General features: G+C 41.2%; 23 protein-coding genes and 1 other RNA gene. 14 read left to right on the top strand and 10 right to left on the bottom strand.

From position 1 onward, the window contains the following. The first annotated feature begins 189 nt into the window (after positions 1 to 189). A complete protein-coding gene (gene mltF, locus F0227_RS10125) occupies positions 190 to 1,794 on the top strand; it encodes a membrane-bound lytic murein transglycosylase MltF (protein ID WP_171753175.1) in 1,605 nt (534 codons plus the stop codon). 344 nt (positions 1,795 to 2,138) lie between these two features. Here the strand turns inward: mltF and tadA are convergent, their stop codons facing one another. The 8 genes from tadA to grpE all read right to left on the bottom strand — a co-directional run bounded on the left by tadA (position 2,139) and on the right by grpE (position 9,360). Then, entirely contained in the window at positions 2,139 to 2,648 is a 510-nt protein-coding gene (gene tadA, locus F0227_RS10120) for a tRNA adenosine(34) deaminase TadA (RefSeq protein WP_171753081.1), read from the bottom strand. Between the two features lie 481 nt (positions 2,649 to 3,129). Next, positions 3,130 to 3,582, bottom strand: coding sequence for a prepilin-type N-terminal cleavage/methylation domain-containing protein (locus F0227_RS10115; RefSeq protein ID WP_171753080.1), 453 nt, complete (start codon positions 3,580 to 3,582; stop codon positions 3,130 to 3,132). Continuing rightward, positions 3,572 to 3,961 carry a hypothetical protein gene (locus F0227_RS10110; protein ID WP_171753079.1) on the bottom strand — a complete coding sequence of 130 codons (390 nt, stop codon included), beginning with the start codon at positions 3,959 to 3,961 and terminating at the stop codon, positions 3,572 to 3,574. The genes F0227_RS10115 and F0227_RS10110 overlap by 11 nt, the downstream gene beginning before the upstream one ends. Before the next feature lies 1 nt (position 3,962). Further along, complete coding sequence (locus F0227_RS10105) at positions 3,963 to 4,550, bottom strand: hypothetical protein (RefSeq protein WP_171753078.1); 588 nt, start codon at positions 4,548 to 4,550, stop codon at positions 3,963 to 3,965. Beyond that, positions 4,531 to 5,040, bottom strand: coding sequence for a prepilin-type N-terminal cleavage/methylation domain-containing protein (locus tag F0227_RS10100; protein WP_171753077.1), 510 nt, complete (start codon positions 5,038 to 5,040; stop codon positions 4,531 to 4,533). Before F0227_RS10100 ends, F0227_RS10105 begins: the two co-directional genes overlap by 20 nt. A 222-nt stretch (positions 5,041 to 5,262) precedes the next feature. Next, a complete protein-coding gene (gene dnaJ / locus F0227_RS10095; RefSeq protein WP_171753076.1) occupies positions 5,263 to 6,405 on the bottom strand; it encodes a molecular chaperone DnaJ in 1,143 nt (380 codons plus the stop codon). Positions 6,406 to 6,591: 186 nt separating this feature from the next. Further along, positions 6,592 to 8,517 (bottom strand): molecular chaperone DnaK, encoded by a 1,926-nt coding sequence (dnaK, locus tag F0227_RS10090; protein WP_171753075.1) that lies wholly within the window; start codon positions 8,515 to 8,517, stop codon positions 6,592 to 6,594. Positions 8,518 to 8,748: 231 nt separating this feature from the next. Beyond that, positions 8,749 to 9,360 (bottom strand): nucleotide exchange factor GrpE, encoded by a 612-nt coding sequence (gene grpE, locus F0227_RS10085; RefSeq protein WP_171753074.1) that lies wholly within the window; start codon positions 9,358 to 9,360, stop codon positions 8,749 to 8,751. A 166-nt stretch (positions 9,361 to 9,526) separates the two neighbouring features. Here grpE and nadK point away from each other — a divergent pair, with 166 nt between their 5' ends. The 5 genes from nadK to bamE all read left to right on the top strand — a co-directional run bounded on the left by nadK (position 9,527) and on the right by bamE (position 15,800). Then, entirely contained in the window at positions 9,527 to 10,411 is an 885-nt protein-coding gene (nadK, locus tag F0227_RS10080) for an NAD(+) kinase (protein WP_171753073.1), read from the top strand. A 208-nt stretch (positions 10,412 to 10,619) separates the two neighbouring features. Then, positions 10,620 to 12,281 carry a DNA repair protein RecN gene (gene recN, locus F0227_RS10075; protein ID WP_171753072.1) on the top strand — a complete coding sequence of 554 codons (1,662 nt, stop codon included), beginning with the start codon at positions 10,620 to 10,622 and terminating at the stop codon, positions 12,279 to 12,281. A gap of 348 nt (positions 12,282 to 12,629) precedes the next feature. Beyond that, on the top strand, positions 12,630 to 12,758 hold the full coding sequence (locus F0227_RS22030; protein ID WP_301338356.1) for a hypothetical protein: 129 nt from the start codon (positions 12,630 to 12,632) through the stop codon (positions 12,756 to 12,758). Between the two features lie 987 nt (positions 12,759 to 13,745). After that, positions 13,746 to 15,005: an amino acid permease gene (locus tag F0227_RS10070; protein ID WP_253822077.1), complete on the top strand. Its 1,260-nt coding sequence runs from the start codon at positions 13,746 to 13,748 to the stop codon at positions 15,003 to 15,005. 435 nt (positions 15,006 to 15,440) lie between these two features. Then, complete coding sequence (gene bamE, locus F0227_RS10065) at positions 15,441 to 15,800, top strand: outer membrane protein assembly factor BamE (protein WP_171753071.1); 360 nt, start codon at positions 15,441 to 15,443, stop codon at positions 15,798 to 15,800. Between the two features lie 49 nt (positions 15,801 to 15,849). On the opposite strand, the gene F0227_RS10060 is transcribed toward bamE, so the two are convergent. Continuing rightward, a complete protein-coding gene (locus F0227_RS10060; protein ID WP_171753070.1) occupies positions 15,850 to 16,161 on the bottom strand; it encodes an RnfH family protein in 312 nt (103 codons plus the stop codon). An 18-nt stretch (positions 16,162 to 16,179) separates the two neighbouring features. Next, positions 16,180 to 16,608 (bottom strand): SRPBCC family protein, encoded by a 429-nt coding sequence (locus F0227_RS10055; RefSeq protein ID WP_171753069.1) that lies wholly within the window; start codon positions 16,606 to 16,608, stop codon positions 16,180 to 16,182. 111 nt (positions 16,609 to 16,719) lie between these two features. Here F0227_RS10055 and smpB point away from each other — a divergent pair, with 111 nt between their 5' ends. The 8 genes from smpB to F0227_RS10015 all read left to right on the top strand — a co-directional run bounded on the left by smpB (position 16,720) and on the right by F0227_RS10015 (position 25,559). Next, positions 16,720 to 17,205, top strand: coding sequence for an SsrA-binding protein SmpB (gene smpB, locus F0227_RS10050; protein WP_171753068.1), 486 nt, complete (start codon positions 16,720 to 16,722; stop codon positions 17,203 to 17,205). Between the two features lie 68 nt (positions 17,206 to 17,273). After that, positions 17,274 to 17,640: a transfer-messenger RNA gene (gene ssrA / locus F0227_RS10045) on the top strand. Between the two features lie 559 nt (positions 17,641 to 18,199). Next, positions 18,200 to 19,765 carry an AAA family ATPase gene (locus F0227_RS10040; protein ID WP_171753067.1) on the top strand — a complete coding sequence of 522 codons (1,566 nt, stop codon included), beginning with the start codon at positions 18,200 to 18,202 and terminating at the stop codon, positions 19,763 to 19,765. Then, positions 19,750 to 20,772: an AAA family ATPase gene (locus F0227_RS10035; protein ID WP_171753066.1), complete on the top strand. Its 1,023-nt coding sequence runs from the start codon at positions 19,750 to 19,752 to the stop codon at positions 20,770 to 20,772. Before F0227_RS10040 ends, F0227_RS10035 begins: the two co-directional genes overlap by 16 nt. 540 nt (positions 20,773 to 21,312) lie before the next feature. Next, positions 21,313 to 21,561, top strand: a complete 249-nt coding sequence (hipB, locus tag F0227_RS10030; RefSeq protein WP_171753065.1) for a type II toxin-antitoxin system antitoxin HipB — start codon at positions 21,313 to 21,315, stop codon at positions 21,559 to 21,561. 466 nt (positions 21,562 to 22,027) lie between these two features. Then, a complete protein-coding gene (locus F0227_RS10025) occupies positions 22,028 to 22,183 on the top strand; it encodes a hypothetical protein (RefSeq protein ID WP_171753064.1) in 156 nt (51 codons plus the stop codon). A 448-nt stretch (positions 22,184 to 22,631) separates the two neighbouring features. Beyond that, complete coding sequence (locus F0227_RS10020) at positions 22,632 to 24,503, top strand: methyl-accepting chemotaxis protein (protein ID WP_171753063.1); 1,872 nt, start codon at positions 22,632 to 22,634, stop codon at positions 24,501 to 24,503. A 303-nt stretch (positions 24,504 to 24,806) separates the two neighbouring features. Beyond that, positions 24,807 to 25,559, top strand: coding sequence for a LuxR C-terminal-related transcriptional regulator (locus F0227_RS10015; RefSeq protein ID WP_171753062.1), 753 nt, complete (start codon positions 24,807 to 24,809; stop codon positions 25,557 to 25,559). The last annotated feature ends 150 nt before the right edge of the window (positions 25,560 to 25,709 follow it).

The raw sequence follows: 25,709 nt of genomic DNA, 5'->3' as shown, positions 1-25,709 counted from the left end.
TTCCGGCGTATTATAGATGAAATTGTTTTGTGACGTAACACAAAAAGCAACCGTTTGCGTCATTTTTTCAATTTCATGACCATTCATAGATAAATCAGAAAATAATCACTGTTTTCTTTAATGATTCTTTGCCCCTCGCCTGCGCTCTGATATAAAGAGCTTAGTAAACTAATGAGAATCCACTATTTAATGTTAAGAATTGCCTTTCCACCTAAAGCAAAAGTCCTGTTGCTGCTCTCTCTGGTTGCACTCATTTCCGGCTGTCAGATCGATTCCAATCCTAAGAGTGAACTCGATAAAGTACGCGAAAGAGGTGTATTACGAGTTGGTACCTTAAACAATCAACTCTCTTACTACATTGGCCCAGATGGACCAACAGGATTGGATTATGAGTTAGCACAAAAATTTGCTAATGATTTAGGGGTAAAACTAGAGATGAAACCCGTCTATCGTTTCTCTGGGCTATTTCCCGCATTAGATAATGATGAAATAGATATCGTGGCTGCTGGGTTAAGCCAAACCTCCAATCGAATAAATCGCTATCGTGCCACTCCCGCCTACTACTATGTTAGCCAACAAGTTGCCTACAAAAAAAATAGTTGGCGGCCAAGAAACAACAAAAAACTGATCGAGAAACTGCAAGAGGGAAATGATCAACTTGTTGTGGTAGCGGACTCTCACTTTGTACCAACGCTAGAAAATCTCCAGCAAGAAATGCCAGAGCTCACTTTCTCTGTAGACTCTAACTCTGATGTTAAAGATCTACTCAAAAAAGTATCGACTGGTGAGCTCTCATTTACGGTTGCCGATTCGGTTGAGTTATCTCTGACTCAGCGTCTGTATCCTGATATTGCGGTTGCTTACGAGCTAACAGAAGATCAGCCTATATCTTGGTATATGCGTAAAGGGGATGATGAAAGCCTATACGCTCTAATAATTGAGTATTTTGGCAGCATTAATCAATCTGGCGAGCTTGCTACCCTAGAAGAAAAATACTTTGGTCACGTAGACAGCTTTGATTATGTCGATACTCGCGCCTTTATTCGTGCTCTGGACAGTAAACTGCCAGAATGGGAGCCACTATTTAAAAAGTACTCACAAGAGTTTGATTGGAGACTGATCGCAGCACTCTCTTACCAAGAATCACACTGGAACCCCAATGCCGTCTCACCTACAGGGGTTCGCGGCATGATGATGTTGACCTTACCGACCGCTAAATCCGTTGGAGTGAAAAATCGTCTAGATCCAGAACAGTCCATTCGTGGTGGCGTAGACTACTTACGCAGAATCGTTGATAGAGTGCCAGACTCCATTCCTGCTCATGAGAAAATCTGGTTTGCCCTCGCATCATATAACATTGGCTACGGCCATATGATGGATGCGCGACGTTTAACAAAACGACAGAATGGCAATCCGGACGCATGGGGTGACGTTAAAGACCGCTTACCACTTCTTAAAAAGCGTAAATACTACAGCACCACTCGCTACGGTTATGCTCGTGGTGATGAAGCGAGAAATTATGTAGAGAACATTCGCCGCTACTACCAGTCAATCATTGGGCATGTCGAGCAGCAAGAAGCACTTAACTCTGAAATAGACATTAACGGCTTACAAGTTATCGATATACCGCTGGATGAAAATGGGGAAATTATAGGCCCACCAGAAAAAGGGCAAGACAAAATACCATCAGCTGATGTTTCTTCACCGTCTGATGAAAAGCAGAAAACAGATAAGCAGAAAGAAAGCGAACCACCAAAGCAACCAGAACAGAGCGACAGTAAAAAGACAGAGTAACAATCTTGGTTGTCACAGGTGGTTTCACACTTTAGTAATAATATTCACCTATACTTTATAGGCAAACGAATACTAAATTATAATAGCGAGAAATCTATGTTTTCCAAGAGACAACAAAATAAACTGAGTAACAAAGTCGCATCGGCAAATCGCCGTAAACGAATGTTGGCAAATAACAAAAAGAAAATTATCTGGCGTCACAGAGCCTTTGTTCAGAGCGAAACTTTTTCAGAATAGTCTCTCTGATTGACCCGTTATTAATTATCGATGAGTTGTGACGTCTGTTGCTGCTAACAGGGTCGTCATTGGCAACTATTTCTACCGTAAATAAAGCGTGACTAACTTTATGTTAAAGACTGTTTCGCCGCCTTCTTCTCTTTTCTTCTCCGTTTAAAAAATGCTTGCAGCTGAGATTTACACTGTTGCTGCAACAGTCCCGACTCAACATCGGCGTAATGATACGCAGCTTGATGTTCAAACAGATTCAATACCGTACCTGCGGCGCCTGCTTTTAAATCGGGTGCACCAAATACTATACGTTTCACCCTGCTGTGCAGTAAGGCTCCCGCGCACATAGGACACGGCTCCAAGGTGACATATAACGTAGTATCCAACAGACGATAGTTTTGCAACACCTGCCCTGCTTTACGTAGCACTTCAATTTCAGCGTGAGCAGTCGCGTCATGACAACCGATAGAGCGATTCCACCCTTCTGCGATAATTTCATCATCTTTTACCAGCAACGCACCTACCGGCACTTCGCCTTGCTGCTCAGCCATAGACGCCAGCTCGATTGCTCTCTGCATAAAATAATGATCTTTTTCTGAAAACGTATTGGCGATGTCGTCGCTCACTAGCAATTACCCTATATCAAAACATGCTTATTACTCATTCTGCTCGATATTATATACTCAAGTGACCTCAAGGTGCTTGTTCAGCGAGAATTTATTGGCGGCTGATCAAGGCACTGATTTGAAGGCATCGTCATTCTACGGCAAGAATCAGTAACACAGAGCAGCAGCCAATAAAACCCGCTCTTTGGCAGCACATCAACACGCCCATCTCTGCGTCAGATAATCTTGAAAGGGAATTTTGGACAAAAAAAATGGTGATATTGAGGAGTTATATCACCAAATGAGTATCACTTTACTAAATTATTATTACTACTAAACAAGTTCATTTGTACCCTCAGCAAAAAGGTACGAAAGCAATAATACTGGCCGATGTAGGCATTTAGAATGGCAGTTATAACAAATTAATATTAATTAATGCTAAGGTTATGTTCTCAGTTAGCAGAACCATTTAACCGCTATGTTTGCCCTTGTGCCATAACGGTCACTTGGCGATCACGGTTTGTAGCTGAATCGTTTGTACCTTTCTTCGCTTGTCTTGCCATTTTGCAGATATCACTACTTGTTTCCCTGCTATTTCACTCTGCTTATTCTTTTCACTCTTAAGCCCAGCATCACCTTGCGGATTAACTCGTATAGGAGTGACTTGCCAGCTAATGTCGATTGCCTTCCCTACCGAGCGACTCCCAGCTTGTAGTAGCGCAAAATCGGCCTCTTTATCACCTTCGCTTTTCGAGTAGCTCATAAATTTTTCCAGCTGATTCTCTAACGCAAATAAGGCATATTGACGAGTTAGCGCATCATCAGCACTGTTTAGCAAAGATACCTGCAAGGGAAATAGCGCGATGCTTGCACTGGTTATAATTAAAGATGCCACCATTACTTCTAATAAGCTAAACCCCCTGCTCTGCTTTGCACGATTAGCTTTATTCTTCATACCAACTTCCTTGTAGCCACATGAGACTGTCAGGCTCATCCTCTATTGAAAAGTAGAAATCCCGATTAAGACTCACCGTCTTGTAGTGGCTGTTAATACGATAAACCGTCTTTGATATAGGGGATATTGTTACGCTAGCAGCAGGCGTTACACCACAATTGTCCAAAGGGTGTTGCAGAGGAAAACTATGACTAACTTGCAGATAGGCACACTCTAATCCAGCTTCCGCCAGCCAGTAGTTTTGCCGATCCGCCACTTCATTCATTCCCTGTTTAACCTGCAAATAGACCAATTGGGAGTGAGAAACCGAAATCAACAGTGCCACGCTCATAAGTACGCTAACCACCAAAAGTACCACTGCACCAGCTTGAGTAGACATCTCAACTCCTTGAGAAAACAGTTATCGTCATGGAGAGAGGAAGAGAGTCAGAAACAAGCGCGACCGTTAAAGTAATACTGAGCAATGAGGTCGACATATTAGAATATAAACGCTTTCTCTCGACCTGAAACTGATGCACTTCAATTCTATTTTCGTCAAAAAGCGAGTAAAAATAGCGACAGCTATTAACCACTGGACGTTGTTGCTCTGTTGAAGAGCAGAGAAGTAAGCGTTGCCGCTTACTATCATATTTTATCGCGGTGTAAGCGTAGCCCAGCGGTTTTTTATAGACGTAGCTTATCGATGACGGCTCTATTTCAATCACGCTTGAGGCTGAGAGAAGCTTTAACGGCGCATCTTGCAGCGGATTATAACCCGCCCTTCTTATGTCGTCGGACAAAAAACGCAATATATCGCGGCTACTTTGCTGTAAATAAAGACGATTTGCATCTCGTGACACAACTCTTTGAGTCGATAGCATAATGTTAACCGCAAGTGAAAGCAGAGTGAGTCCTAGAACTGAGGCTAGCAGCACTTCCATAAGAGTAAGGCCGCTTTGACGACGAAACTTAGCAGGAGCTGTAGCCATAGTAACTCCCGTTTACCGAGCAGACACGAACCCTTCCGGTTATATGATGGTAGATCAGTTTAAAGGAGGGCTGCTTGGATCTATTCTGACTAAACTCGATATGGCCCGCAGCGGAAAACTTTCCATTTTTACCAAGCAGCTTAACCACACTGCGGTTTGAAGAGATAAACACGGCCTTACCTTCATAAACAGCAATGGCACCGCTGGACTGTGACTCTGTGCTTTTAGTTTCCTCTTGATGAGTGCTGAGTGTGATGTTCCATTGATACTCTCCGGCTAGGGGATGGACAGAGATGTGTAACCAAATATCCTCATTTCTTGTAATCGCTTCCCTTTTCGCAGCAACAAATACACCCTGCAACTGGCTCGCTGTAGACCGTAGCCGAAAACGTTCTACAAACTGATCCCAACTTGGCATGGCAGAATAGAGTAAAACAGCAATCACAGATAAAGTAATCACCAGCTCTAGAAGGGTAAATCCTTTACGCATCTCGTCACTCCACTGACTACCGGCACAAACGAATCTTAATAAACAACAGAGGAAGTTGCAGGAACAAGCGATCGGGATTGGAAACAGATCCAATATTCGTTATTTCTAAACGCAATAGAAACCGAAATAACCAGATATAGATCGAAAAACAGATGAGAAGAAAACAAAAAGCCAGCGTAACGCTGGCTTAGAAAATCAGATGAATTAAATGGCGGATGCCAATTAACTGGTTAGGTCATCAAAGAACTTTTTCACACCATTGAAAAAACCTTCAGATTTAGGATTGTGCTTATTCGCCGCTTCTCCACCACAGGTTTCTTCAAACTCGCGCAACAGTTCTTTTTGGCGAGAACTTAATTTAACTGGGGTTTCAATAACCAGTTTCACAATTAAGTCACCAACACCGCCACCACGAACGCCCTTCACACCCTTACCACGCATACGGAACATACGACCTGTTTGGGTTTCTGTAGGCACTTTCAAATTAACACGGCCATCTAACGTTGGAACTTCAACTTCACCACCCAGTGCGGCTTGAGCAAAGCTCACCGGCACTTCGCAATATAAGTTGTTGCCATCACGCTCAAAGATATGGTGTTCATTAACATGAACCTGAACATAAAGATCACCCGCTGGTGCGCCATGCTCTCCTGCTTCGCCTTCGCCAGATAGACGAATACGGTCACCAGTATCAACACCGGCTGGTATTTTAACATTAAGGGTTTTCGTCTTCTGCTTACGGCCTTGACCATGACACGAGTCACATGGGTCTTTAATGATCTTGCCTTTACCATTACAAGTTGGACACGTTTGTTGAACCGCGAAGAAGCCTTGACGCATCTGTACTTGCCCGTGACCATGACAGGTTCCACAAGTTTGTGCACTTGAGCCTTTTTTCGCGCCAGAACCATCACACACTTCACAGCCAACTAATGTTGGTACTTCAATCTCTTTTTCACAACCACGAACGGCATCTTCAAGAGAGAGTTCCATATTGTAACGAAGATCCGCACCACGCTGAGCACGAGACTGGCCACCGCCACGACGACCACCGCCAAAGATATCGCCAAATACATCCCCAAAAATGTCACCGAAATCGGCACTACCACCGCCGAAGCCGCCGCCACCCATTCCGCCTTGTTCAAACGCAGCATGACCATATTGATCATACGCCGCTTTCTTTTGCGGATCGGTTAATATTTCATACGCTTCTTTTACTTCTTTAAACTGCTCAGCCGAGCTCTCATCACCCTGGTTGCGATCCGGGTGGTGTTTCATCGCAAGGCGCTTATACGCTTTTTTGATATCTCGCTCAGAGGCATCACGACCAACGCCTAATACTTCGTAAAAATCACGTTTTGACATTTTTTAAATTACCAATTTCTTGCCCCAAATAACCTTGTGCTACTTGGTTTGTTGTATCAATCTAGATAACGGTTCTGTTACCAAACGCTTTATCTAGATTGACTCACTAATTACAAATTTGCGGGCGAAAGAGAAAACTCCGACGCCCGCAACTGATTTGAATAAAAACTAACTAAAAGCAGTCAATTACTTTTTGTCGTCTTCTTTCACTTCTTCGAACTCAGCGTCAACAACATCTTCTTCTGGAGCAGCTTGTTCTTGACCTGCTTCAGCACCACCTTGCGCTTGTTGTGCTTGAGCTTGTTGCTGTGCAATTTCCATCAGCTTTTGAGCGGCTGTCATTAGCGCTTGAACTTTCGCGTCAATGGCTTCTTTGTCATCGCCATTTTTCACTTCTTCTAGCTCTTTGATAGCTGTTTCAATTTTCTCTTTCTCTTCAGCTGGAAGAGCATCACCTGCTTCTTCAATTTGCTTACGAGTGCCGTGAATCATTTGGTCAGCTTGGTTACGAGTTGTTACTAGCTCTTCGAACTTCTTATCAGCTTCTTTGTTCGCTTCTGCTTCTTGTACCATTTTCTCGATATCATCATCACTTAGGCCACCAGACGCTTGGATAGTGATTTTCTGCTCTTTACCTGTTGATTTATCTTTAGCAGATACGTGCAGGATACCATCAGCATCAAGGTCGAAAGTTACTTCGATTTGAGGCATACCACGTGGCGCAGCTTGAATACCTTCTAGGTTAAATTGACCTAGAGATTTGTTGTACATTGCTTGCTTACGCTCACCTTGAAGAACGTGGATAGTTACCGCGTTTTGGTTATCTTCAGCTGTTGAGAAAGTTTGGTTCGCTTTCGTTGGGATAGTGGTGTTTTTCTCTACCAACTTAGTCATTACACCACCCATTGTCTCAATACCTAGAGACAGAGGCGTAACGTCTAGTAGAAGAACGTCTTTCACATCACCCGCAAGTACACCACCTTGAACTGCTGCACCCATAGCAACGGCTTCATCAGGGTTTACATCACGACGTGCATCTTTACCAAAGAACTCAGCAACTTTAGACTGAACCATTGGCATACGTGTTTGACCACCAACCAAGATAACATCATCGATGTCACCAACAGATAGGTCAGCATCTGCTAGAGCCACTTTTAGAGGCTCAAGAGAACGTTGAACTAAATCTTCAACTAGCGACTCAAGTTTGGCACGAGTCACTTTAATGTTCATGTGCTTAGGACCAGTAGCATCAGCAGTAACGTACGGTAGGTTTACATCCGTTTGTTGTGCAGAAGAAAGCTCAATCTTCGCTTTTTCAGCAGCTTCTTTCACACGTTGCATTGCTAGTGGATCGTTTTTAAGATCGATACCTTGCTCATTTTTGAACTCATCAACCAAGTAGTTGATCATGCGGTTATCAAAGTCTTCACCACCTAGGTGAGTGTCACCATTGGTTGCTAATACTTCGAATGTTTTCTCGCCTTCAACTTCATCAATCTCGATGATTGAGATATCAAATGTACCGCCACCAAGGTCATAAACAGCGATAGTGCGGTCGCCGCCTTTTTTGTCTAGGCCGTAAGCCAGAGCAGCCGCTGTTGGTTCGTTGATGATACGCTTAACTTCTAGACCCGCGATACGGCCAGCATCTTTTGTTGCTTGACGCTGAGCATCGTTAAAGTATGCAGGAACAGTAATAACCGCGCCTGTTACTTCTTCGCCTAAGAAATCTTCTGCTGTTTTCTTCATTTTCTTAAGAACTTCAGCAGAGATTTGAGGTGCAGCCATTTTTTGGCCTTGCGCTTCAACCCAAGCATCACCATTGTCAGCTTTAACAATGCTAAATGGCATGATTTTAATATCACGCTGAACTTCTTCATCTTCAAAACGACGGCCGATAAGACGCTTAATTGCGTATACCGTGTTTTGTGGGTTTGTTACAGCTTGACGCTTGGCAGGTTGACCAACCAAAGTTTCGCCATCAGTATAAGCAATGACAGATGCCGTGGTGCGCTCACCTTCAGCATTTTCAATTACGCGTGGTGCATCGCCATCTAAAACAGCAACACAAGAGTTGGTAGTACCTAAATCAATACCAATGATTTTACCCATCAGGCTATCTCCAAGAATTCAATTATTCATTTTCTATACCCCCTATGTGGGGGCAATGTGTAAGGTTTCAACCCTACACACAATATGTTTATTACTTCTATGCCCCTTAGATAAGGGCTGTGAATGGGTTTTCAAGGGAAAACACAAAAAAGAAGTGATTTTTTTCTAATTAATTTTTCTGATAGACAAAAAAAAGCTGCCCGAAAGCAGCTTTTATCTGAGATGACGAAACTATTTTGCAACCATAACCATTGCAGGACGAACAACGCGACCGTTTAACTCATAGCCCTTCTGCATAACAAAGATGACTGTGTTAGCTTCATGGTCTTCACTCTCTTGAATAGACATAGCTTGGTGAAGCTCAGGGTTAAAAGTTTCCCCTTCAGGGTTAATCTCTTTTAGACCAAACTTAGCAACCGTATCGATAAAGGTTTTATGAGTAAGCTCTACTCCTTCAAGAACCGGTTTAACTGCTTCATTTTCTGCATCAGCAGCTTGGATAGCACGTTCTAGGTTATCAATAACTGGCAGTAATTCTTCAGCAAATTTATTTAAAGCGTACTTACGCGCTTTATCGATCTCTTGCTCAGTACGACGACGCATGTTTTCCATTTCGGCTTTTGCGCGTAATACAGAGTCTTGCTGATCTTTCACTTTTGCTTCGCTTTGAAGCAATGCAGCTTCTAATTGAGCGATTTTTGCTTCTTGTTCATCTTGTACTGACTCTTCGTTCCAGTCGATATCACCGTCTGTACCTACTGCTTCTACATCTGCTTCTGTCGCTTGCTCTGCGTTTTGCTGTTGTAGCTCTTCTTCATTCATCTTTTTTTCGTCGTTGCTCATGATATCTCCAAACTTAGAAATTCAATTTTCTACGCAAGTTTCGCTGTTGTCTGACCTAAATCAAAAATAAAACTCGCGTATTAGATTTAGTTGCCTTTATTATGGGGATTGATATTAATGATTCAAGCGTTAACCGCTACCTTTACTCTGTATTTGGATTATCTGCATGAAAAAGCCCTTTAAAGTCATCGGAATAATTGGTAAACCCCGAGATCATAAAGCCGTACAAACTCACAAAGAATTGTTCCACTGGCTGATTGCCGAAGGGTATAGCGCCTTAATCGACGATAGATTGGCCGATATTCTTGAGGATATTCCGAGCGAACACTTTACCAATTTGTTAACCATAGGCGAAAAAGCCGACCTCGCCATTGTGGTTGGGGGTGATGGAAATATGCTAGGAGCAGCAAGAGTGCTGTCTCGCTTTGATGTTTCTGTGATTGGTATTAACCGTGGCAATCTTGGCTTTTTAACCGACTTAAACCCTGAAGACTTTAAACTCATACTCAAAAGTGTATTAGAAGGGCATTACACAGAAGAAGAGCGATTTTTGCTTGAGTCGGAAGTATACCGTCATGGAGAGCGTAAAAGTCATAACTCAGCATTAAACGAAGTTGTGCTGCATCCAGGAAAAATAGCGCACATGATCGAGTTTGAAGTGTACATAGATGACACTTTTGCTTTCTCTCAGCGTTCAGACGGGCTGATTATCTCTACTCCTACAGGCTCTACCGCTTACTCTCTCTCTGGTGGCGGGCCTATATTGTCCCCAAGCTTAAACGCCATCTCTATTGTGCCGATGTTCCCACACACCTTATCCAGCAGACCGTTAGTGGTTGATGGCAACAAGCGCATCAAGTTGGTGGTATCGCCAAACAATCGCGGCACATTAGAAGTAAGCTGCGATGGGCAAGTTTCTCTGCCTGTTTCCTCTCATGACGAGGTGAATATTTTTAAAAGCAACAACGTTTTAAAACTGATACACCCTGAAGAATACAGTTATTATCATGTACTTAGAAATAAGCTAGGCTGGTCAAGCAAGCTATTTTAAATCGCCCCTGCCAATAAATTAATAGTGAATTTATGAGTCAAAACCTGAGCTCTTGCAACCCAATGCAAGAGCGCACGGTTAGCATTTGTCGCTAAACTAGAGAATGAGAAGTTGCTCATAAAAAAAACAGCCTAACAACTTTACTGTATAAAAAATCAGTATATACTGTTTAAGTATACAGTATTGATTATTTGCACAGGTATCCAACATGCTGGCTGACATAAGCGTTAATAACTTTGCCATTGTAAAATCCCTACAACTTGAACTTTCTGCAGGAATGACCACCATTACCGGTGAAACAGGTGCAGGTAAATCTATTGCCATTGATGCCCTTGGCTTATGCCTTGGTGGTCGTGCAGAAACAGGAATGGTTCGCCAAGGTGAAGATAAAACCGAAGTATGTGCCACCTTCCAGTTAGATAACAATACTCACGCTACACGCTGGCTAGAAGATAATGAATTGCTTGACGGCAATGATTGCATACTACGTCGTCTGATCACCAAAGATGGTCGTTCTCGCGCTTACATCAATGGCAGCCCTGTTCCTCTATCTCAATTAAAATCAATAGGGCAACAGCTGATTAATATTCACGGCCAGCACGCTCATCATCAGTTAATGAAAAGTGACCATCAGCTCTCCATGCTGGATCAATATGCCGGACACCTAAACCTACTAGAAAAAGTACGTCACGATTATCAGGCATGGCGACAATGTAAGAATAAGTTAAAAGAGCTGCTACAAAATAGCCAAGAAAACCAAGCGCAAAAACAGCTTTTACAGTACCAAATTAAAGAGCTTAATGAGCTCGCGTTAACAGAAACAGAGTTCTCCGAACTAGAGCAAGAACATAAACGGTTGGCCAATAGTGGTGAACTTGCCAGCAATTGCCAACAAGCCATTGATGTACTTTATGAAGGGGAAGAGACAAACGCGCTAGCGATGCTTCAATCTGCAAGCCAGTCACTAACACAGCTTACGGAACTAGACAGCAAATTAGCGACACTGCCGAGCATGCTTGATGAAGCGATTATTCAGGTAGAAGAAGCCAGTAGCGAACTTAGAAGCTACGTAGATGGCATAGAGATGAACCCTGAGCGCATGGCATGGGTAGAAGATCGCTTTTCTAAAGTCATGTCGATTTCTCGCAAACATCACGTCATGGCTGAAGATCTGTATCAACATCATCAAGAGCTTTTACAACAAATTGAAGCGCTAGATTGTTCAGACGAGAAACTGCAAGCAATGGAGCAAGAAGTCAGCACGCTAAAACAGACTTTTTTAACCAGCGCTGAAAAACTCAGTAAATCTCGCAAGCGTTATGCCAAAGAGCTGGATAAGTTGATCAGCAAGAGCATGCACGAACTTAGTATGGAAAAAGCCAAATTCCATATTGATATCAACAGCGACAGCAGTCATGCCTCACCTCTAGGCGTAGACCAAATTACCTTCTTGGTATCAACCAACCCGGGGCAACCTTTACAAGCCATCGCAAAAGTGGCGTCAGGCGGCGAGCTTTCTCGCATATCGTTAGCGATACAAGTTATCACCGCTCAGAAAGTAGATACCCCGAGCCTTATATTTGATGAAGTCGATGTAGGGATCAGTGGCCCAACAGCCGCAGTAGTGGGCAAAATGCTAAGAACATTAGGTGAGTCGACACAAGTCTTGTGTGTTACCCACCTCCCCCAAGTGGCGGGCTGTGGTCACCAACAACTGTTTGTCGCCAAGCAGACCAAAGCCGGCAAAACCGAAACACAAATGCACAAACTTAACCAAGAGCAGAGAGTCTCTGAACTGGCAAGGTTATTGGGTGGTAGCCAAATCACTGACTCAACCCTTGCTAACGCCAAAGAGCTGCTTGCGGCATAATCCTTATATTTTAACTAAGGGAGCAAATACTTCTGCTCCCTTAGAGTGTGGTAGAACTTTACTTTTAAACTCATTGCTATTCTAAAAACAGCCCCAAATATCCTTCTAATTTGTCTATTTTCAGCCTGTAACATTTCTAGAGCTAGTCATCGATAATGCAACAAGTCACTCATTTGGGAGAATAATTTTCTCTATATCAGTAAAATCAAAGCAAATAAGGAAAAATATATCTCCTTAAAAACTCGTATAGTGTGCTCGTTAACTTGTTATCAAACTGGCTCGCCTTATTACTGAATCGGGCAGAGTTTTCTCGCTAGTTTTTGCCAGTTAAAAATTGACGGGATAGTAATGAACACGATACTTGAAGGTGGGTTTACCCACTTGATAAATGGAGGCCAAGTTCCTTCATTAGACCATACAGAGCCAACTGATCTTGCCTGTACTATTACTATGCAGCAGCTCAGAGGTGATAAATAAAATGCAGAAGAGATTAAGCGATTTTCTTTTTAACAAAAATTCTGGTTATGCCCTTATTCAATATAACAACTTGCGACTCAAACACCGAAGTAAATCGTTAACTGTGGCATAAAACCAACTGATGCTTAACTTTATTTTCGCCAAACTTAAATGTAACACTTTTACACCTCAGGACGGTTTTACTTGTTAACTTCGTTTATTACACCAAATTCCTACTTATAATTTCCACTTATAGAATCCAACCATCAACCAATATTAAATCCAACCTCCTTTCATTAGAAAAAATAGCAAGAAACCCATTTCGAACAAATAACAACCAAACGTTAAAACCGTTAACCATTAATTACAATAAATTTAACAGAACACAGCACAATAGACATTAAGTTAATTTAAGACAAATACAGCTCAACGCACCCAACAATAAATAAAAAATAAACATCAAATCAAAACCTTATTCCCCCTTACACTTAACAAAACAGAATAAACCTATTATTTACAACAAGTTAAAACCAACCCTCTATAACCCCCCTCTAATCCTTTATAATTCTACTAAACAAAACAGCAGACAGACTCAGAAAGTGACATTCAGAGCTACAATTTCATTCAATTACTCATTACTTTTTTGTTTCGTGATCAAAGTCAACAGTTTAGAATTTCAAGCAGAGAAATTTAAAATGAGAAAATGATATCAACATCACGTTTAATCATTATTAAATAATTACTTAACTTGATCACAATCAAACCAAAGAAATCATTTTATGCTCGCAAATTAAATGGAGATTTAAATTCTCTTATTCGTATATTTTAGGAGTGGAATGAAATTTTTTTCTCCTATATTTCACGTAACCTGTCGCCATCAGCTGAACATCACAGCTTAAAAAACAAACTATATAGCGTTATTTTTAATTCAAGCGGAGACATATAATGACACAAGCTATTGAAGACATTAATTTGCAAGGTGCTATGGCACCACATGAAAAAGCCAATATGTCCATTCAGGAGTGGAAAGAAGCAGTAAAATTCGACAGTGTGGATATTGGTTGGATAGTAATGAGCATCGGCATGGCGATTGGTGCTGGCATTGTATTTTTGCCAGTGCAAGTTGGTGTTATGGGTCTCTGGGTTTTTCTTCTCTCTTCCATTATTGGCTACCCAGCAATGTACCTATTTCAAAAATTGTTCATCAATACACTGGCAGAATCAAAAGAGTGTACCGACTACCCAGGGGTGATCACTGGCTATCTAGGTAAAAACTGGGGCATGGTTCTTGGTGCTCTTTATTTTGTCATGTTGGTTATTTGGGTGCTTGTTTACTCATTAGCGGTAACTAACGACAGTGCTTCCTACTTGCATTCTTTCGGAGTGACAGAAGGTAAACTGAGTGACAACGTGTTTTACGGCCTAGGTCTTATCTGTTTGCTATCCTTCATTGGCTCTAAAGGTGAGAAGTTACTGTTTAAACTGTCTGGGTTTATGGCGGTAACAGTGCTTTCTTTGGTTGCTATCATGGGTGTACTATTGATTGCTAAGTGGGACATGAATAACATCCCTGCGATTGGTGACATGGGACCGATGATCAAAAATGCCATCATTACATTGCCGTTTACACTTACTTCAATTCTATTTATTCAGTCTCTGAGCCCTATGGTGATCTCGTACCGCTCTCATGAAAAGTCGATTGAAGTTGCAAGATACAAAGCAAGCCGTGCGATGAAAATTGCATTCGCAATTCTGTTCGTCATCGTGTTCTTTTTTGCCGTGTCATTTACCTTTGCTATTAGTCAGGAACAAGCTGCTGAAGCGATGAACCAGAACATTTCAGCACTGGCTATCGTTGCTCAATATTTCCCTGGAAGCTGGGCGACTATCGCAGGTATTGTCATCAATATCTTCGCCGTTGTTACTTCTTTCTTTGGTGTGTTCCTTGCTTTCAAAGAAGCTTGTACAGGTTTAGCCATGAACATGTTACTGCGCAAATACGATGAATCTCAAATTGACTCTCAGCTAATCAGCAAGCTAGTAACTGTATTTATTATCCTGCTGGCATGGGGCGCAATCGCAATCAACGCACCAATCCTTTCATTCACATCTATCTGTAGCCCTGTGTTTGGACTGGTAGGCTGCCTGATCCCTGCTTACCTTGTTTATAAAGTGCCACACCTACACAAATATAAAGGAATGGCAACTAACCTGATCATTGTGACAGGTATTCTATTGTGTATTTCTCCTATTTTGGCATTTGTATAATCAACACCAAAACACAATACAATCAAATCGTTACTTACTGATTTGTAATGACTAAGACACCCCACTTTTTAGTGGGGTTCTATTTTATAAGTAAACAAAATTGAGACTGTCATGAGTATAATCGTGTCTACAAAGCCTCAACAGAGAGTGACGAAGCCCTCAAACAATCAACTTGTTAGGGTCAGTCACATTACGGATTCCACCAATATCAATGTCATAGTGCTGCACAGCAGATAAAACTCACAACATGATTAAAAGCCAAAATGCTCCCTTTTCTGCCTCAATCGCGACTCTTTTAATTATTTTTGCAACAAATCTCAAATATTGTGGTCTTAATCTACGTCTGTTTAACAGCACCTTTTACTTCTTGGTCAAGCTTGTTTATTATCAGCCGAGTTTTGTTTTATCAATTTACTACATTAAGATTTACCGACTATGCAATTTAAGAAGTGGTTAGTTGCGGTTCCTCTAGCATTGACAATGCTTACGGGCTGTTCCCTTTTAGAAAAACTTGTTTACAGAATAGATATTAATCAGGGTAACTATATCGAGCAGGAATCCATCGACAGACTGAAGTTTGGCATGACGAAAGAACAAGTCCGTTATGTTTTAGGATCGCCTATGTTGATTGAAAATGGCTACCCTGATACGTGGTACTACATTTTCCACCAAACCAAAGGGCACTCAGATCCTGTACAAAAGAACCTAGTGGTAAACTTTAATAACCAAGGTAGCTTATTAAACCTAACGGGAGACTACCCAGAAGGTGACGGGTTTTACGAAAGTATTAACTAACGAGTATTCCATATTCCAGTTTCAAGAAAGGCTCTATTAAGAGCCTTTTTTATTTTTTGCTCGCCGCTTGCTTTGCTTGCTCAGCCCGTTTACGACGAATTTCTTTCGGATCAGCCAGTAGCGGACGATAAATCTCTATGCGGTCATTATCCTGCACCGTTGCGTCTAACTTAACGTTTCGGCTAAATACTCCCACCTTATTGCTGCTGAGATCTATCTCTGGGTACATCTCCAACACCCCCGACTGAACGATGATCTGTTCAACCGTTAACGATTTATCGATCGTTTGGGTGAGAACTCGCTGCTCATTTGGCAACGCATAAACCACCTCAACGTGGATCATGCTAGAGTCACTGTTCATAAAAATCCCTACTTTTCATTAGTACACTTGCTTGGCACGTTGAGTAAATGCGTTGACCATATTGCTGGTTAACTCATTAAAAATTTTACCGAACGCCATTTCAATCAACTTGCTAGAAAATTCAAAATCCAACTTTAACTCTACTTTGCAGGCAGACTCATCCAACTCGGTAAAATACCAGCCACCCTTGAGTGATTTAAATGGGCCGTCGACCAACTCCATCAAAATAGCGTTGCTCTTTTGCAAACTGTTTGAAGTGGTAAAAGTTTTGCTAATACCCGCTTTAGAGACATCAACAGACGCCACCATAGCAGAGTCACTCGCCTCAAGTACCTTGGCTCCAGAACAACCGGGTAAGAACTCGGGATAACGGTCAACATCGTTCACTAACTTATACATTTGCTCTGCGCTAAAGGAAACTAACGCTGAACGTCTAACTTGTGGCATACACTTTCTCGTTTCTTAATGCTGCTTTTGGCAACTTTTTCTGACTTATCAAGGTAGATATACAAAATAAGGATTTCCCAAGCAAGGGACTATCCGTATAATGACGCCATTATGGCAAAGAAAAAATCAAAATCCAAAGCAACTAGTAATACTATTGTGCTAAATAAAAAAGTTCGCCACGAATATTTTATCGATGATGAAATAGAAGCGGGGCTTGAGCTTCAGGGCTGGGAAGTAAAATCACTACGCCAAGGCAAAGTTAATATCGCAGAGAGCTATGTCTTTATGCGTGACGGCGAAGCCTATATCAGTGGCATGACGATTACCCCGCTTAATCAGGCATCGACTCACGTTGTTGCTAACCCCACTCGCGTTCGCAAACTATTAATGTCTCGACGCGAACTAGACAACCTATTTGGACGAATCAATAGAGAAGGCATGACATTAGCCGCCTTGGCACTCTACTGGTCTCGCTCTTGGGTAAAAATTAAAGTTGGTGTTGCGAAGGGTAAAAAACTTCACGACAAACGAACTGACATGAAAGAAAAAGATTGGGCGAGAGATAAAGCGCGGATTATGAAGAGTAATTTGCGTTAATCTTAAGCACTTAGACGAGCAAAGCTAGACTCTTAAAGGTTTTCTGTTACTATGCTCGTTAACCACTTGGGGCTGATCCAGGATTCGACGGGAATTTTGCAGTCTGAGGTGCATGCCGTGGGGCGGTTGGCCACGTAAAAAGCCGCAAAAAAATAGTCGCAAACGACGAAAACTACGCACTAGCAGCTTAATAACCTGCTGAGAGCTCTCCTGCCCTAGCTTCCGCTTGTAAGACGGGGAATAACAGGGGATCAAACCCAAACTAGCTAGATCGGATTCTCCCGCCTGAGAGATGAAGTTCGAAATTTAATTCAGGATAGTCATCTACTAGCGTGTCGGTTCGCAGGTATTTGGTGAATGTAAAGATCGACTAAGCATGTAGTACCAATGATGAATGATTTTCGGACGCGGGTTCAACTCCCGCCAGCTCCACCAAACGTTTGAAAAGGCCACCTTCGGGTGGCCTTTTTGTTTTTGTGATACATTGAAACTCATACGGAGTTAGTTGGAAGCACTCACTCAACTATCAGCTAAATTAACCTCTACCGCACCTTGCTACTTTTTTAGAAACTTCAAACACAGCTCTAATCAAGAAATCTCATAAAAATACGTAGCAAATCTTTATTTTTCCGATCATTTCCAATGAAACCAGATCCAGTATTAATTTAAACTCCTTTTTCCCGAGCTGATGAGAACGGTTTATTAGGAGTCTTTTTTAAGATGTATGTCCTCAATAATTAATAACAAGCCTTAATTCACTCCTGACCCGAAACATGTCAGCACCAATCCTAATTAGATTTGTGAATGCAATTATTTGAATTACTTTGACTAATAATAGGCAAAAAGCAAAGCTTGTCCCCATCCGAGTAACGATAACGCAACTTCGTCAGTGACCAGACTTCAATCCCCATCGATTGCCGTGACATCTATAACATTCAGATAAATATGAATACGATAGAATAAGCCACCAGAAACTATATGGATGAGGAACTCAATGGTACACATCGTAAAAGCAAAACTTCAGAACTTTAAAAAATTCAGCAACTATGAAATACACCTTGATCCAGAAAGAAATGTTTTGATTGGAGATAATGAAGCTGGTAAAAGCACAATTCTCACTGCTATAGAACTTGTATTGAGTGGCAGCAAAAGCAAAGTAGAAAGCTTGGGAGTTGAAGCTCTTCTCAACGCAAGTGTAGTATCAGACTTCCTTTCTGGTGATAAGAAAATTGAAAACCTCCCCATCCTTCATATTGAATTGTTTCTTAATGACACAGGTAACCCCGACCTCAACGGTAAAACCAACAGTGATAATGTCAACTCAGATGGTCTCCAACTCATCTGTGAGCCGAATGATGAATTAAGCAAAGAGATACAACAAGTTCTAGAAGCTGAAGGGGATAACTTTCCGTTCGAATTCTACGTAGCGAGGTTCACTACTTTTAATGGTGACTCCTATTCTGGATATAGAAAGTTCCTACGCTACCTATCAATCGATAGCACTCAAATTAACAGTGAATACGCCAATAGTCAGTATGTAAAAGCGATGTATGATGCAACAGTTGAGCAGCCGCTTCGATACAGCTTAAAGAACGAATATAGACAACAAAAGAATACTTTTAGGGATAATCATCTAAATGTGATTAACAACGAATTAGATGATTATGATTTTACTATCCGCTCAGGATCTAAGTTCAACTTAGAGACAGATTTGACTCTTACAGAAGATGGAATCCCGATAGAGAATAGGGGCAAAGGAAAACAATGCTTTATTAAGACTGCATTTGCTCTTAGAGAGCGTGATGCTGATAAATCTATAGATGTTTTACTATTAGAAGAACCTGAGAATCATCTCAGCCATACGAGTATGAACAAGCTGATCAGCCAAGTTGAAAAAGCTCATAACAATCAGGTGATCCTAGCAACTCATAGTAGCCTTATCAGTTCTAGGTTAGACCTCAGAAAGTCAATTTTGCTGAACAGCTCAGCAAACTCTCCTGCAACACTTACGGATCTAACAAAAGACACCGCAAAGTTTTTCATTAAAGCACCTAACCACAATATCTTGGAACTAGTTCTTTCAGAAAAAGTTATTTTAGTTGAAGGAGATGCTGAATATATACTCATGGAATGCTTATACAAGCAAGTTAAAGGCAACCTTCCATCTGATGATGGCGTTCATATAATATCAGTTGGTGGTACTAGCTTTAAACGGTACATGGAAGTATCTAATTTGCTTAATATTAGAACTGCTGTAATACGTGATAATGACCATGATCACCAGAGAAACTGTGTCGATAATTATGCTGATTATTTGGCAGAATGTATCACAGTATACGCTGATTTGGACAACACCAGACATACATTTGAAGTCTGTATGTATCAAGATAATAAAGCAGTTTGCGATGCTTTGTTCTCAGGTGGACGCATTCAACTCGCCCCACAAGATTATATGTTGAAGAATAAAACGATATCTGCGTTTAAACTGCTCGATGAAAAAGCAGAAGAAATAACCGTACCTGCATATATTCGAGAGGCTATTGAATGGATAAGCGAGTAGTTCTTGCCGTAGCTGGTTCGGGGAAAACCCAGCATATTATTGATAAAATTGAGGTGGATAGCCGTGCTCTAATTGTTACTTACACTATCAATAATACTGCTAATCTAAAGAAGCGCATATTGAAAAAGCTAGGAGTTATTCCGAAAGGCGTTCGCATATTCACTTACTTCTCCTTTCTTATGTCATTTTGTGTTCGCCCTATTATAGGTAATCAAATAAAAATAAAGGGGGTTAGCTATAAAGAACCTCTTAGATTTGCTAAAAGAAAGACTCTAAATCACTACCAAGATCAAGGACATCGACTTTATCATAACCGAATCGCAAAGCTCATGACTGACTTTGATGGAATACCTGATATTTCTAAGCGGATAGAAAAGTACTTTGATTTTTTTTGTATTGATGAAGTGCAGGATTTTGCAGCAAATGATTTCAACTTACTGTGTGCCCTCTCAGCAACTAACGTAGAGGTTTTGTTAGTTGGGGACTTTTACCAACACACATTCGACACTAGCAGAGATGGTAATGTGCAAAACAGCCTACACAGCAATCTCGAAAACTATCTTTTGAAGCTCAAAAATGCTGGATATACTATTGATCTAGAAGTGCTATCTCATAGTCATCGATGCAGCCCTACCATTTGCAAGTTTGTTAGTGAAAACCTTGGTATTCCAATAGCCTCTCATCGGGAAGATGAAGTAAGCCTTGAGCTAATTGATACACCAGAAAAGATAGCGAAATTAATGACAAACGAATCCATAGCAAAATTATTTTTTAGAGAAAGTCATAAATACACAGGGTGGACAGACAATTGGGGGAATACAAAGGGGCTAGATGATTTTGGCGATATTTGTATAGTTCTAAATCCAACCACCCTAAAAGCCTATACTAACGGAAAATTAGCTAACTTAGCTCCTTCTACAGCGAACAAACTTTACGTAGCTTGTACTCGAGCAAAGGGGAATCTGTACTTTGTTTCTCAACGTTTGCTAGATGACTTTAAACATTGAATACCAGTATAAAGTCTCGTCAATAATTGACTTTGGGATAGCTGACTCCAGCAGTTAGTATTCCAAAAGGTATTCCAAGAAAAAATCAGCACAACTAAAAACCTTAATAAACAAACAACTAAATTTCAAATTCAACTTACGCCAGCCCACCAAACGTTTGGAAAGGCCACCTTCGGGTGGCCTTTTTGTTTTTGTGATAAGTTGAAATTTCTTTTTACCAAGCAAATAAACAAAGACAGCAACCTCAATAAACACTCAGTCCACACACCAACCTCACCCCCTGAGAGTCCTTCACATAGTAATAATACGAATGAGATGGCAGATACAGAAGTCTGTGATTCAATAGATACCGCTGAGCCTCAGTTCCTTATGCCCTTTTAGGTCACCAAATATCCCCACTAAAGGATAACCAATCACTCATCCTTTAGTGGGGATAATGCAGACTTTATCCTCTTGTGGGGATATAATTTCAATTCTCCTCACTAAAGGATAATTAAGTATCTTGAAGGTGTACCTTAACTCTATAGAGAGCCGGAAAAAATGATATATAGTCCAAAACAATTAGCAGATATGATGCTACTGATACGTCAGAAGAATGGCTGGACACAATCAGAACTAGCAAAAAAAGTCGGTATCAAGCAAGCGACGATCTCGAACTTCGAGAACACCCCTAACAAAACAACACTTTCAACCTTCTTCAAACTTGTCCAGGCAATGGACCTAACATTGAGTATCCAAGAAAAATCACAGATAGTTTCGTTAAATGAAAATGATGATGAGAGTTGGTAATGCAGAAGCTAATCGCATACATGAATGGTGAACTTGTTGGCACTCTAGAGAAGCATAATAATTATCGTAGACTCGATTTTTGAGAATACTAAGAAAATAGTTAAGAAGATTTAGCTATATAAAACTAGAATTTTCGGGGGCATTAACATAAGCGAACGCGGATTCTGTTCCTTTTTAAGGTTGAAGATTCTCTCAAAGTAGTGGAACCACAAAACATAATCCCCCTATTGCTTAGCATTGCATTTAGAAACAATTATTTCTCCTCTGCCTTCCAGCTGGCCGTTGACACTTTCCCCCAAGAGAACATATGCTTACCCTGCACTGGCAAAATCCAGTGTCAGGATTGGGACCCTGAGTTAGATAACTCCAAACGAATGAATATCAGCTATTTTGCTGCTCTATTCGTATAACATTTTTGCACGTCTTATTAATGCAAGAATATAGAAGTGAGCTCCAGGAGGTTCCCATGAACCACGATAGTGAATCCGATTTTTACCTGCAAGTTGAAGATTTTATTTTAAACGCCAGCACAAACAGCAAGCTGAATAGTGCAGAAGAGAATGAAATCCGCCTATTTCTATTAACGTTGTTAAATCACCATAAACAGCAAGATATGGCATAACCATGATATGAATTGCCAGCGAGTTATCTTGGCTGGCAGTTTTTACTCTCTTAAATTGACAGTTCGTAGAGCAACATCTTAGAGAGTAGCGCCTCCCTACCCGCATCATCGTTCTACTACTTATCTACTTTTTCGCAAAAAATAGAGCCCAATGAAATGACGAACTGAAAGGTGTCGTTCACTTCCGTCTTTCGTTTGTATCATTTTAGCAGTTTCGTTATCAGCTCATTACAGTCGACTAGTACAGAATAGAAAGCAAACAAAAACATCTATGCAACAAAACACAGTTATACGTGTAAATGTTAACCAAACGAGTTGAAAATAGAATTATTTATATAATTCAGTGATATAAACAGCATAAATACATTGATTTACGTATTAAAATGCTTACTCAATACCATAAATAGCAACATGTTGCATATTGCTTTGTTTATTTGGAATCAAAAGCATGAAGTTTAATTATAAGATCGTTGCAGCATCATCACTGATGCTGGTTTTAACCGTTGTATTTTTAACGGTAGAACAACTCTATACAGTGAAAGCTCATATCGCAGCTCAGGTGAAAACCGATATCAGTGAAATGCTGACCAGCGTAGAAAACTACACCACCTCAGAACTGTCAGCACAAAAAGCGCTGGCGAAGAGCATCACCGAATTTGCTCAGCTTTCTGCTGAAAACTACCCCCATGTACAGCAAGTGGTCGAACAGCCACAAGTGAAAAAGTCATTCCTCGCAGCAGGTATGGGCTACGAAGCTAACGGAAAAATGCTGGAGAATGTGGACAGTTGGGAAGCGGATGAAAGCTTTAACCCGAGAGTTCGCCCATGGTATCAGCTTGCTAAACAGAAGCAGCAGGTCGTACTAACAGAACCGTACCTGAACAATTCAACCGGTGAAATCAACGTTTCCATCGGCAGTCCGGTACAGAGCAACGGCAAATTTATCGGCAGCATGTTCTTTGATGTTTCTCTTACTAACCTGTCTGATGCGGTAAACCAGTTCAACTCTTTTGAATCCGGTTACATTTTTATTGTTACCCGTTCAGGAGGGACTATTGCCCACCCGAAAAATGATTATAACGGCAAAAACTTAGAGGCGTTTCTTCCCGGCGTTGCTATCAAAGAAGGTGTTCAACGCATCGAACTGGACGGAGACGAACTTCAGATCACCTTTAGCAGAATCCCTGAGTTAGATTGGTATGTGGGTGCCGTTGTTGATGAAGAGCTGGCGTATTCTGCTATCGACGATCTACGTAACAGTTCTATTATTTATTCAATCATTGCGCTGGTACTGAGTATTCTTGCCCTGACGTATCTTATTCGTCGTTTCATGCGTCCGCTAAACGATGTAAATAGCGCGATTGAAGATATCGCCACTGGTGACGGTGACCTAACTCAGCGTCTAAACCCGAATACGGATGAAGAGTTCTCTGTTCTGGCCTCTGGTTTTAATACCTTTGTTGCCAAGCTACAAGATCAACTAAAACAGTCCAAAGAGTTGAGTGTCAGTATCAAGCAAGGTACAGAAATGACCGCAGAAGGTGCTAAGAACTCCTCCATGGCCATGAGCACTCAGCTTAGCGAACTGGAACAACTGGCAACAGCCATGCACCAGATGTCCCTCACCTCTTCAGAAGTCGCGAACAATGCTCAGTCTGCCGCAACCTCAGTGAGAGATGCAGAAGATGCCACTAATAACGGCAGCGAACTGGTCAGTAATACATCTCAGACCATTGAAAGCTTGTCGCTAAAAATTGAACATGCAGTAGACGAAGTCAAATCGCTGGCAATAGCATCAGACAATATCGAGTCCATTTTGAAAGTGATCAACGATATTGCCGATCAAACCAACCTACTGGCACTGAATGCCGCCATTGAAGCCGCTCGTGCCGGTGAATCAGGTCGCGGGTTTGCCGTGGTTGCTGACGAAGTCAGAACACTGGCACAAAAAACCCAGCAGTCGACCACTGAAATTAAAACGATGATCGATCAACTTCAGTCTGGTGCCCGTTCTGTTTCTCAGGCGATGGGTGAAAGCCAGCAGGCTGCACAAATGGCCGTTGAACAGGCATCAGGTGCCAACTCTGCACTAGACGATATCCAGCAATTGATCGTCACCATTAGCGATATGAACACCCACATCGCATCGGCTGCGGAAGAACAGAGCCTTGTTGCTGAAGAGGTAAATACCAATACTCTGAACATTAAAAATCTGTCAGAGCAGGTTGCCAATGCAGCTTCTAACGCAAACGCCGCTATGGTTACTCAAATAGCAAACGTGAACGCGCAAGACAAGCTGCTAAATAGTTTTAAAGTGTAAGTAAGTAAGTAAACTCCATTCAAAGCCCTCTCCGTTATTAAACTGAGAGGGCTTTTTTATAAGCTCTGCATTCACTCTGTCTGTCGGTTACCGTTCGTTGAGCATTTAGATCATCATGATCTAAATGCTCAATAGGCTGTACAAAGTGATTTATTTACCATCTACAACCTTACTGACTTTCTCCTACGCATACTGTTAACTATGATTTTCTCGAACAAATCGTGCGAAATTATCTGATATTACTTTCATTAATGCAGGACTAGACTTAGGCGTTCGCAAATAATAAGGAATCGAGCATTAACGATGAGAAAAGTATTGTTTCCTAGCAAAGAAGGTGAAAACTTGTCTGACCCTTCTATCTTCCTGAATCACATTCTTGAGAATGAGCTTGCACAGCTAGGAGTAGAAAATGTTTTGTTTTCCATTATTAATAGTGAACGAGTCTCAGTGAAGCAAAAAGTAGTTGGCTTTAGTGAGCATCAAATCAGCATTTATCAAGCGCTTCAAGAGCATGATGTCTATCTACAAACCTACTTAAAACACAAATGCACTAGCCGAATTGTCTATTTGCAGAGTTTGCTTCCGGTACATCACATTAAAAATTCGATATTCAATGATATTTTAATACCTACTATTGGTTTTTCTCACACTTATAGTGGCCTTCACCAATTAGAAGGTGGCTTTATAATGGTTTTGAGTTGCCATAGCCCAGAAGCTCTTTCTTATTCGCAAGAGTTAAAACTGAATGAGATTTGGCTACTGCTCCACAAATGGTCCAATAACTGGTTAACTCAACAATCTCTAGAAAAATCATGGGTTAACTATCAAAGAAACACCATAACGAACACCAAACTAGATCATTTAAGTGATGCCGAATATCAAGTGTATGTTTTGCTGCTTAAAGGGTTTAATGGCAGTGAAATTGCCGAACTCAGGAAGGTGTCTAAAGAGACGACGCGAACCCAAATTAAGCAAATATTGCGTAAGTTTGGTGCGCGCCATCAAAACCAACTAATTTGTGATTACTACAATAATAATCCTGTTCTTAATTGGTAATATACTCAGTGACCTCAAGATGCTGGATTCAGAGCGACATCAACAGGTTCAGTTCAAGAAAGATAATTGAAGGAATGGCATTCCCTTTCAAGATTATCTGACGCAGAAATGGGCGTGTTGATGTGCTCCCAAAGGGCGAGTTTTATTGGC

Source organism: Vibrio sp. 99-8-1 (assembly GCF_013114595.1).
GTDB lineage: Bacteria > Pseudomonadota > Gammaproteobacteria > Enterobacterales > Vibrionaceae > Vibrio.
This window is presented reverse-complemented; position numbering and strand designations above follow the sequence as displayed.

Bases quoted from the DNA above. Each gene is read 5' to 3' on its own strand.
- smpB (WP_171753068.1), top strand. From the start codon at position 16,720: ATGGCAAAGAAAAAATCAAAATCCAAAGCAACTAGTAATACTATTGTG.
- F0227_RS10015 (WP_171753062.1), top strand. From the start codon at position 24,807: ATGAGAAAAGTATTGTTTCCTAGCAAAGAAGGTGAAAACTTGTCTGAC.
- F0227_RS22030 (WP_301338356.1), top strand. From the start codon at position 12,630: ATGAACACGATACTTGAAGGTGGGTTTACCCACTTGATAAATGGAGGC.
- F0227_RS10060 (WP_171753070.1), bottom strand. From the start codon at position 16,161: ATGAACAGTGACTCTAGCATGATCCACGTTGAGGTGGTTTATGCGTTG.
- F0227_RS10110 (WP_171753079.1), bottom strand. From the start codon at position 3,961: ATGTCTACTCAAGCTGGTGCAGTGGTACTTTTGGTGGTTAGCGTACTT.
- F0227_RS10115 (WP_171753080.1), bottom strand. From the start codon at position 3,582: ATGAAGAATAAAGCTAATCGTGCAAAGCAGAGCAGGGGGTTTAGCTTA.
- nadK (WP_171753073.1), top strand. From the start codon at position 9,527: ATGAAAAAGCCCTTTAAAGTCATCGGAATAATTGGTAAACCCCGAGAT.
- F0227_RS10025 (WP_171753064.1), top strand. From the start codon at position 22,028: ATGAACCACGATAGTGAATCCGATTTTTACCTGCAAGTTGAAGATTTT.
- bamE (WP_171753071.1), top strand. From the start codon at position 15,441: ATGCAATTTAAGAAGTGGTTAGTTGCGGTTCCTCTAGCATTGACAATG.
- grpE (WP_171753074.1), bottom strand. From the start codon at position 9,360: ATGAGCAACGACGAAAAAAAGATGAATGAAGAAGAGCTACAACAGCAA.
- F0227_RS10070 (WP_253822077.1), top strand. From the start codon at position 13,746: ATGTCCATTCAGGAGTGGAAAGAAGCAGTAAAATTCGACAGTGTGGAT.
- F0227_RS10040 (WP_171753067.1), top strand. From the start codon at position 18,200: ATGGTACACATCGTAAAAGCAAAACTTCAGAACTTTAAAAAATTCAGC.
- dnaK (WP_171753075.1), bottom strand. From the start codon at position 8,517: ATGGGTAAAATCATTGGTATTGATTTAGGTACTACCAACTCTTGTGTT.
- F0227_RS10035 (WP_171753066.1), top strand. From the start codon at position 19,750: ATGGATAAGCGAGTAGTTCTTGCCGTAGCTGGTTCGGGGAAAACCCAG.
- F0227_RS10100 (WP_171753077.1), bottom strand. From the start codon at position 5,040: ATGCGTAAAGGATTTACCCTTCTAGAGCTGGTGATTACTTTATCTGTG.
- F0227_RS10105 (WP_171753078.1), bottom strand. From the start codon at position 4,550: ATGGCTACAGCTCCTGCTAAGTTTCGTCGTCAAAGCGGCCTTACTCTT.
- hipB (WP_171753065.1), top strand. From the start codon at position 21,313: ATGATATATAGTCCAAAACAATTAGCAGATATGATGCTACTGATACGT.
- mltF (WP_171753175.1), top strand. From the start codon at position 190: ATGTTAAGAATTGCCTTTCCACCTAAAGCAAAAGTCCTGTTGCTGCTC.
- F0227_RS10055 (WP_171753069.1), bottom strand. From the start codon at position 16,608: ATGCCACAAGTTAGACGTTCAGCGTTAGTTTCCTTTAGCGCAGAGCAA.
- F0227_RS10020 (WP_171753063.1), top strand. From the start codon at position 22,632: ATGAAGTTTAATTATAAGATCGTTGCAGCATCATCACTGATGCTGGTT.
- recN (WP_171753072.1), top strand. From the start codon at position 10,620: ATGCTGGCTGACATAAGCGTTAATAACTTTGCCATTGTAAAATCCCTA.
- dnaJ (WP_171753076.1), bottom strand. From the start codon at position 6,405: ATGTCAAAACGTGATTTTTACGAAGTATTAGGCGTTGGTCGTGATGCC.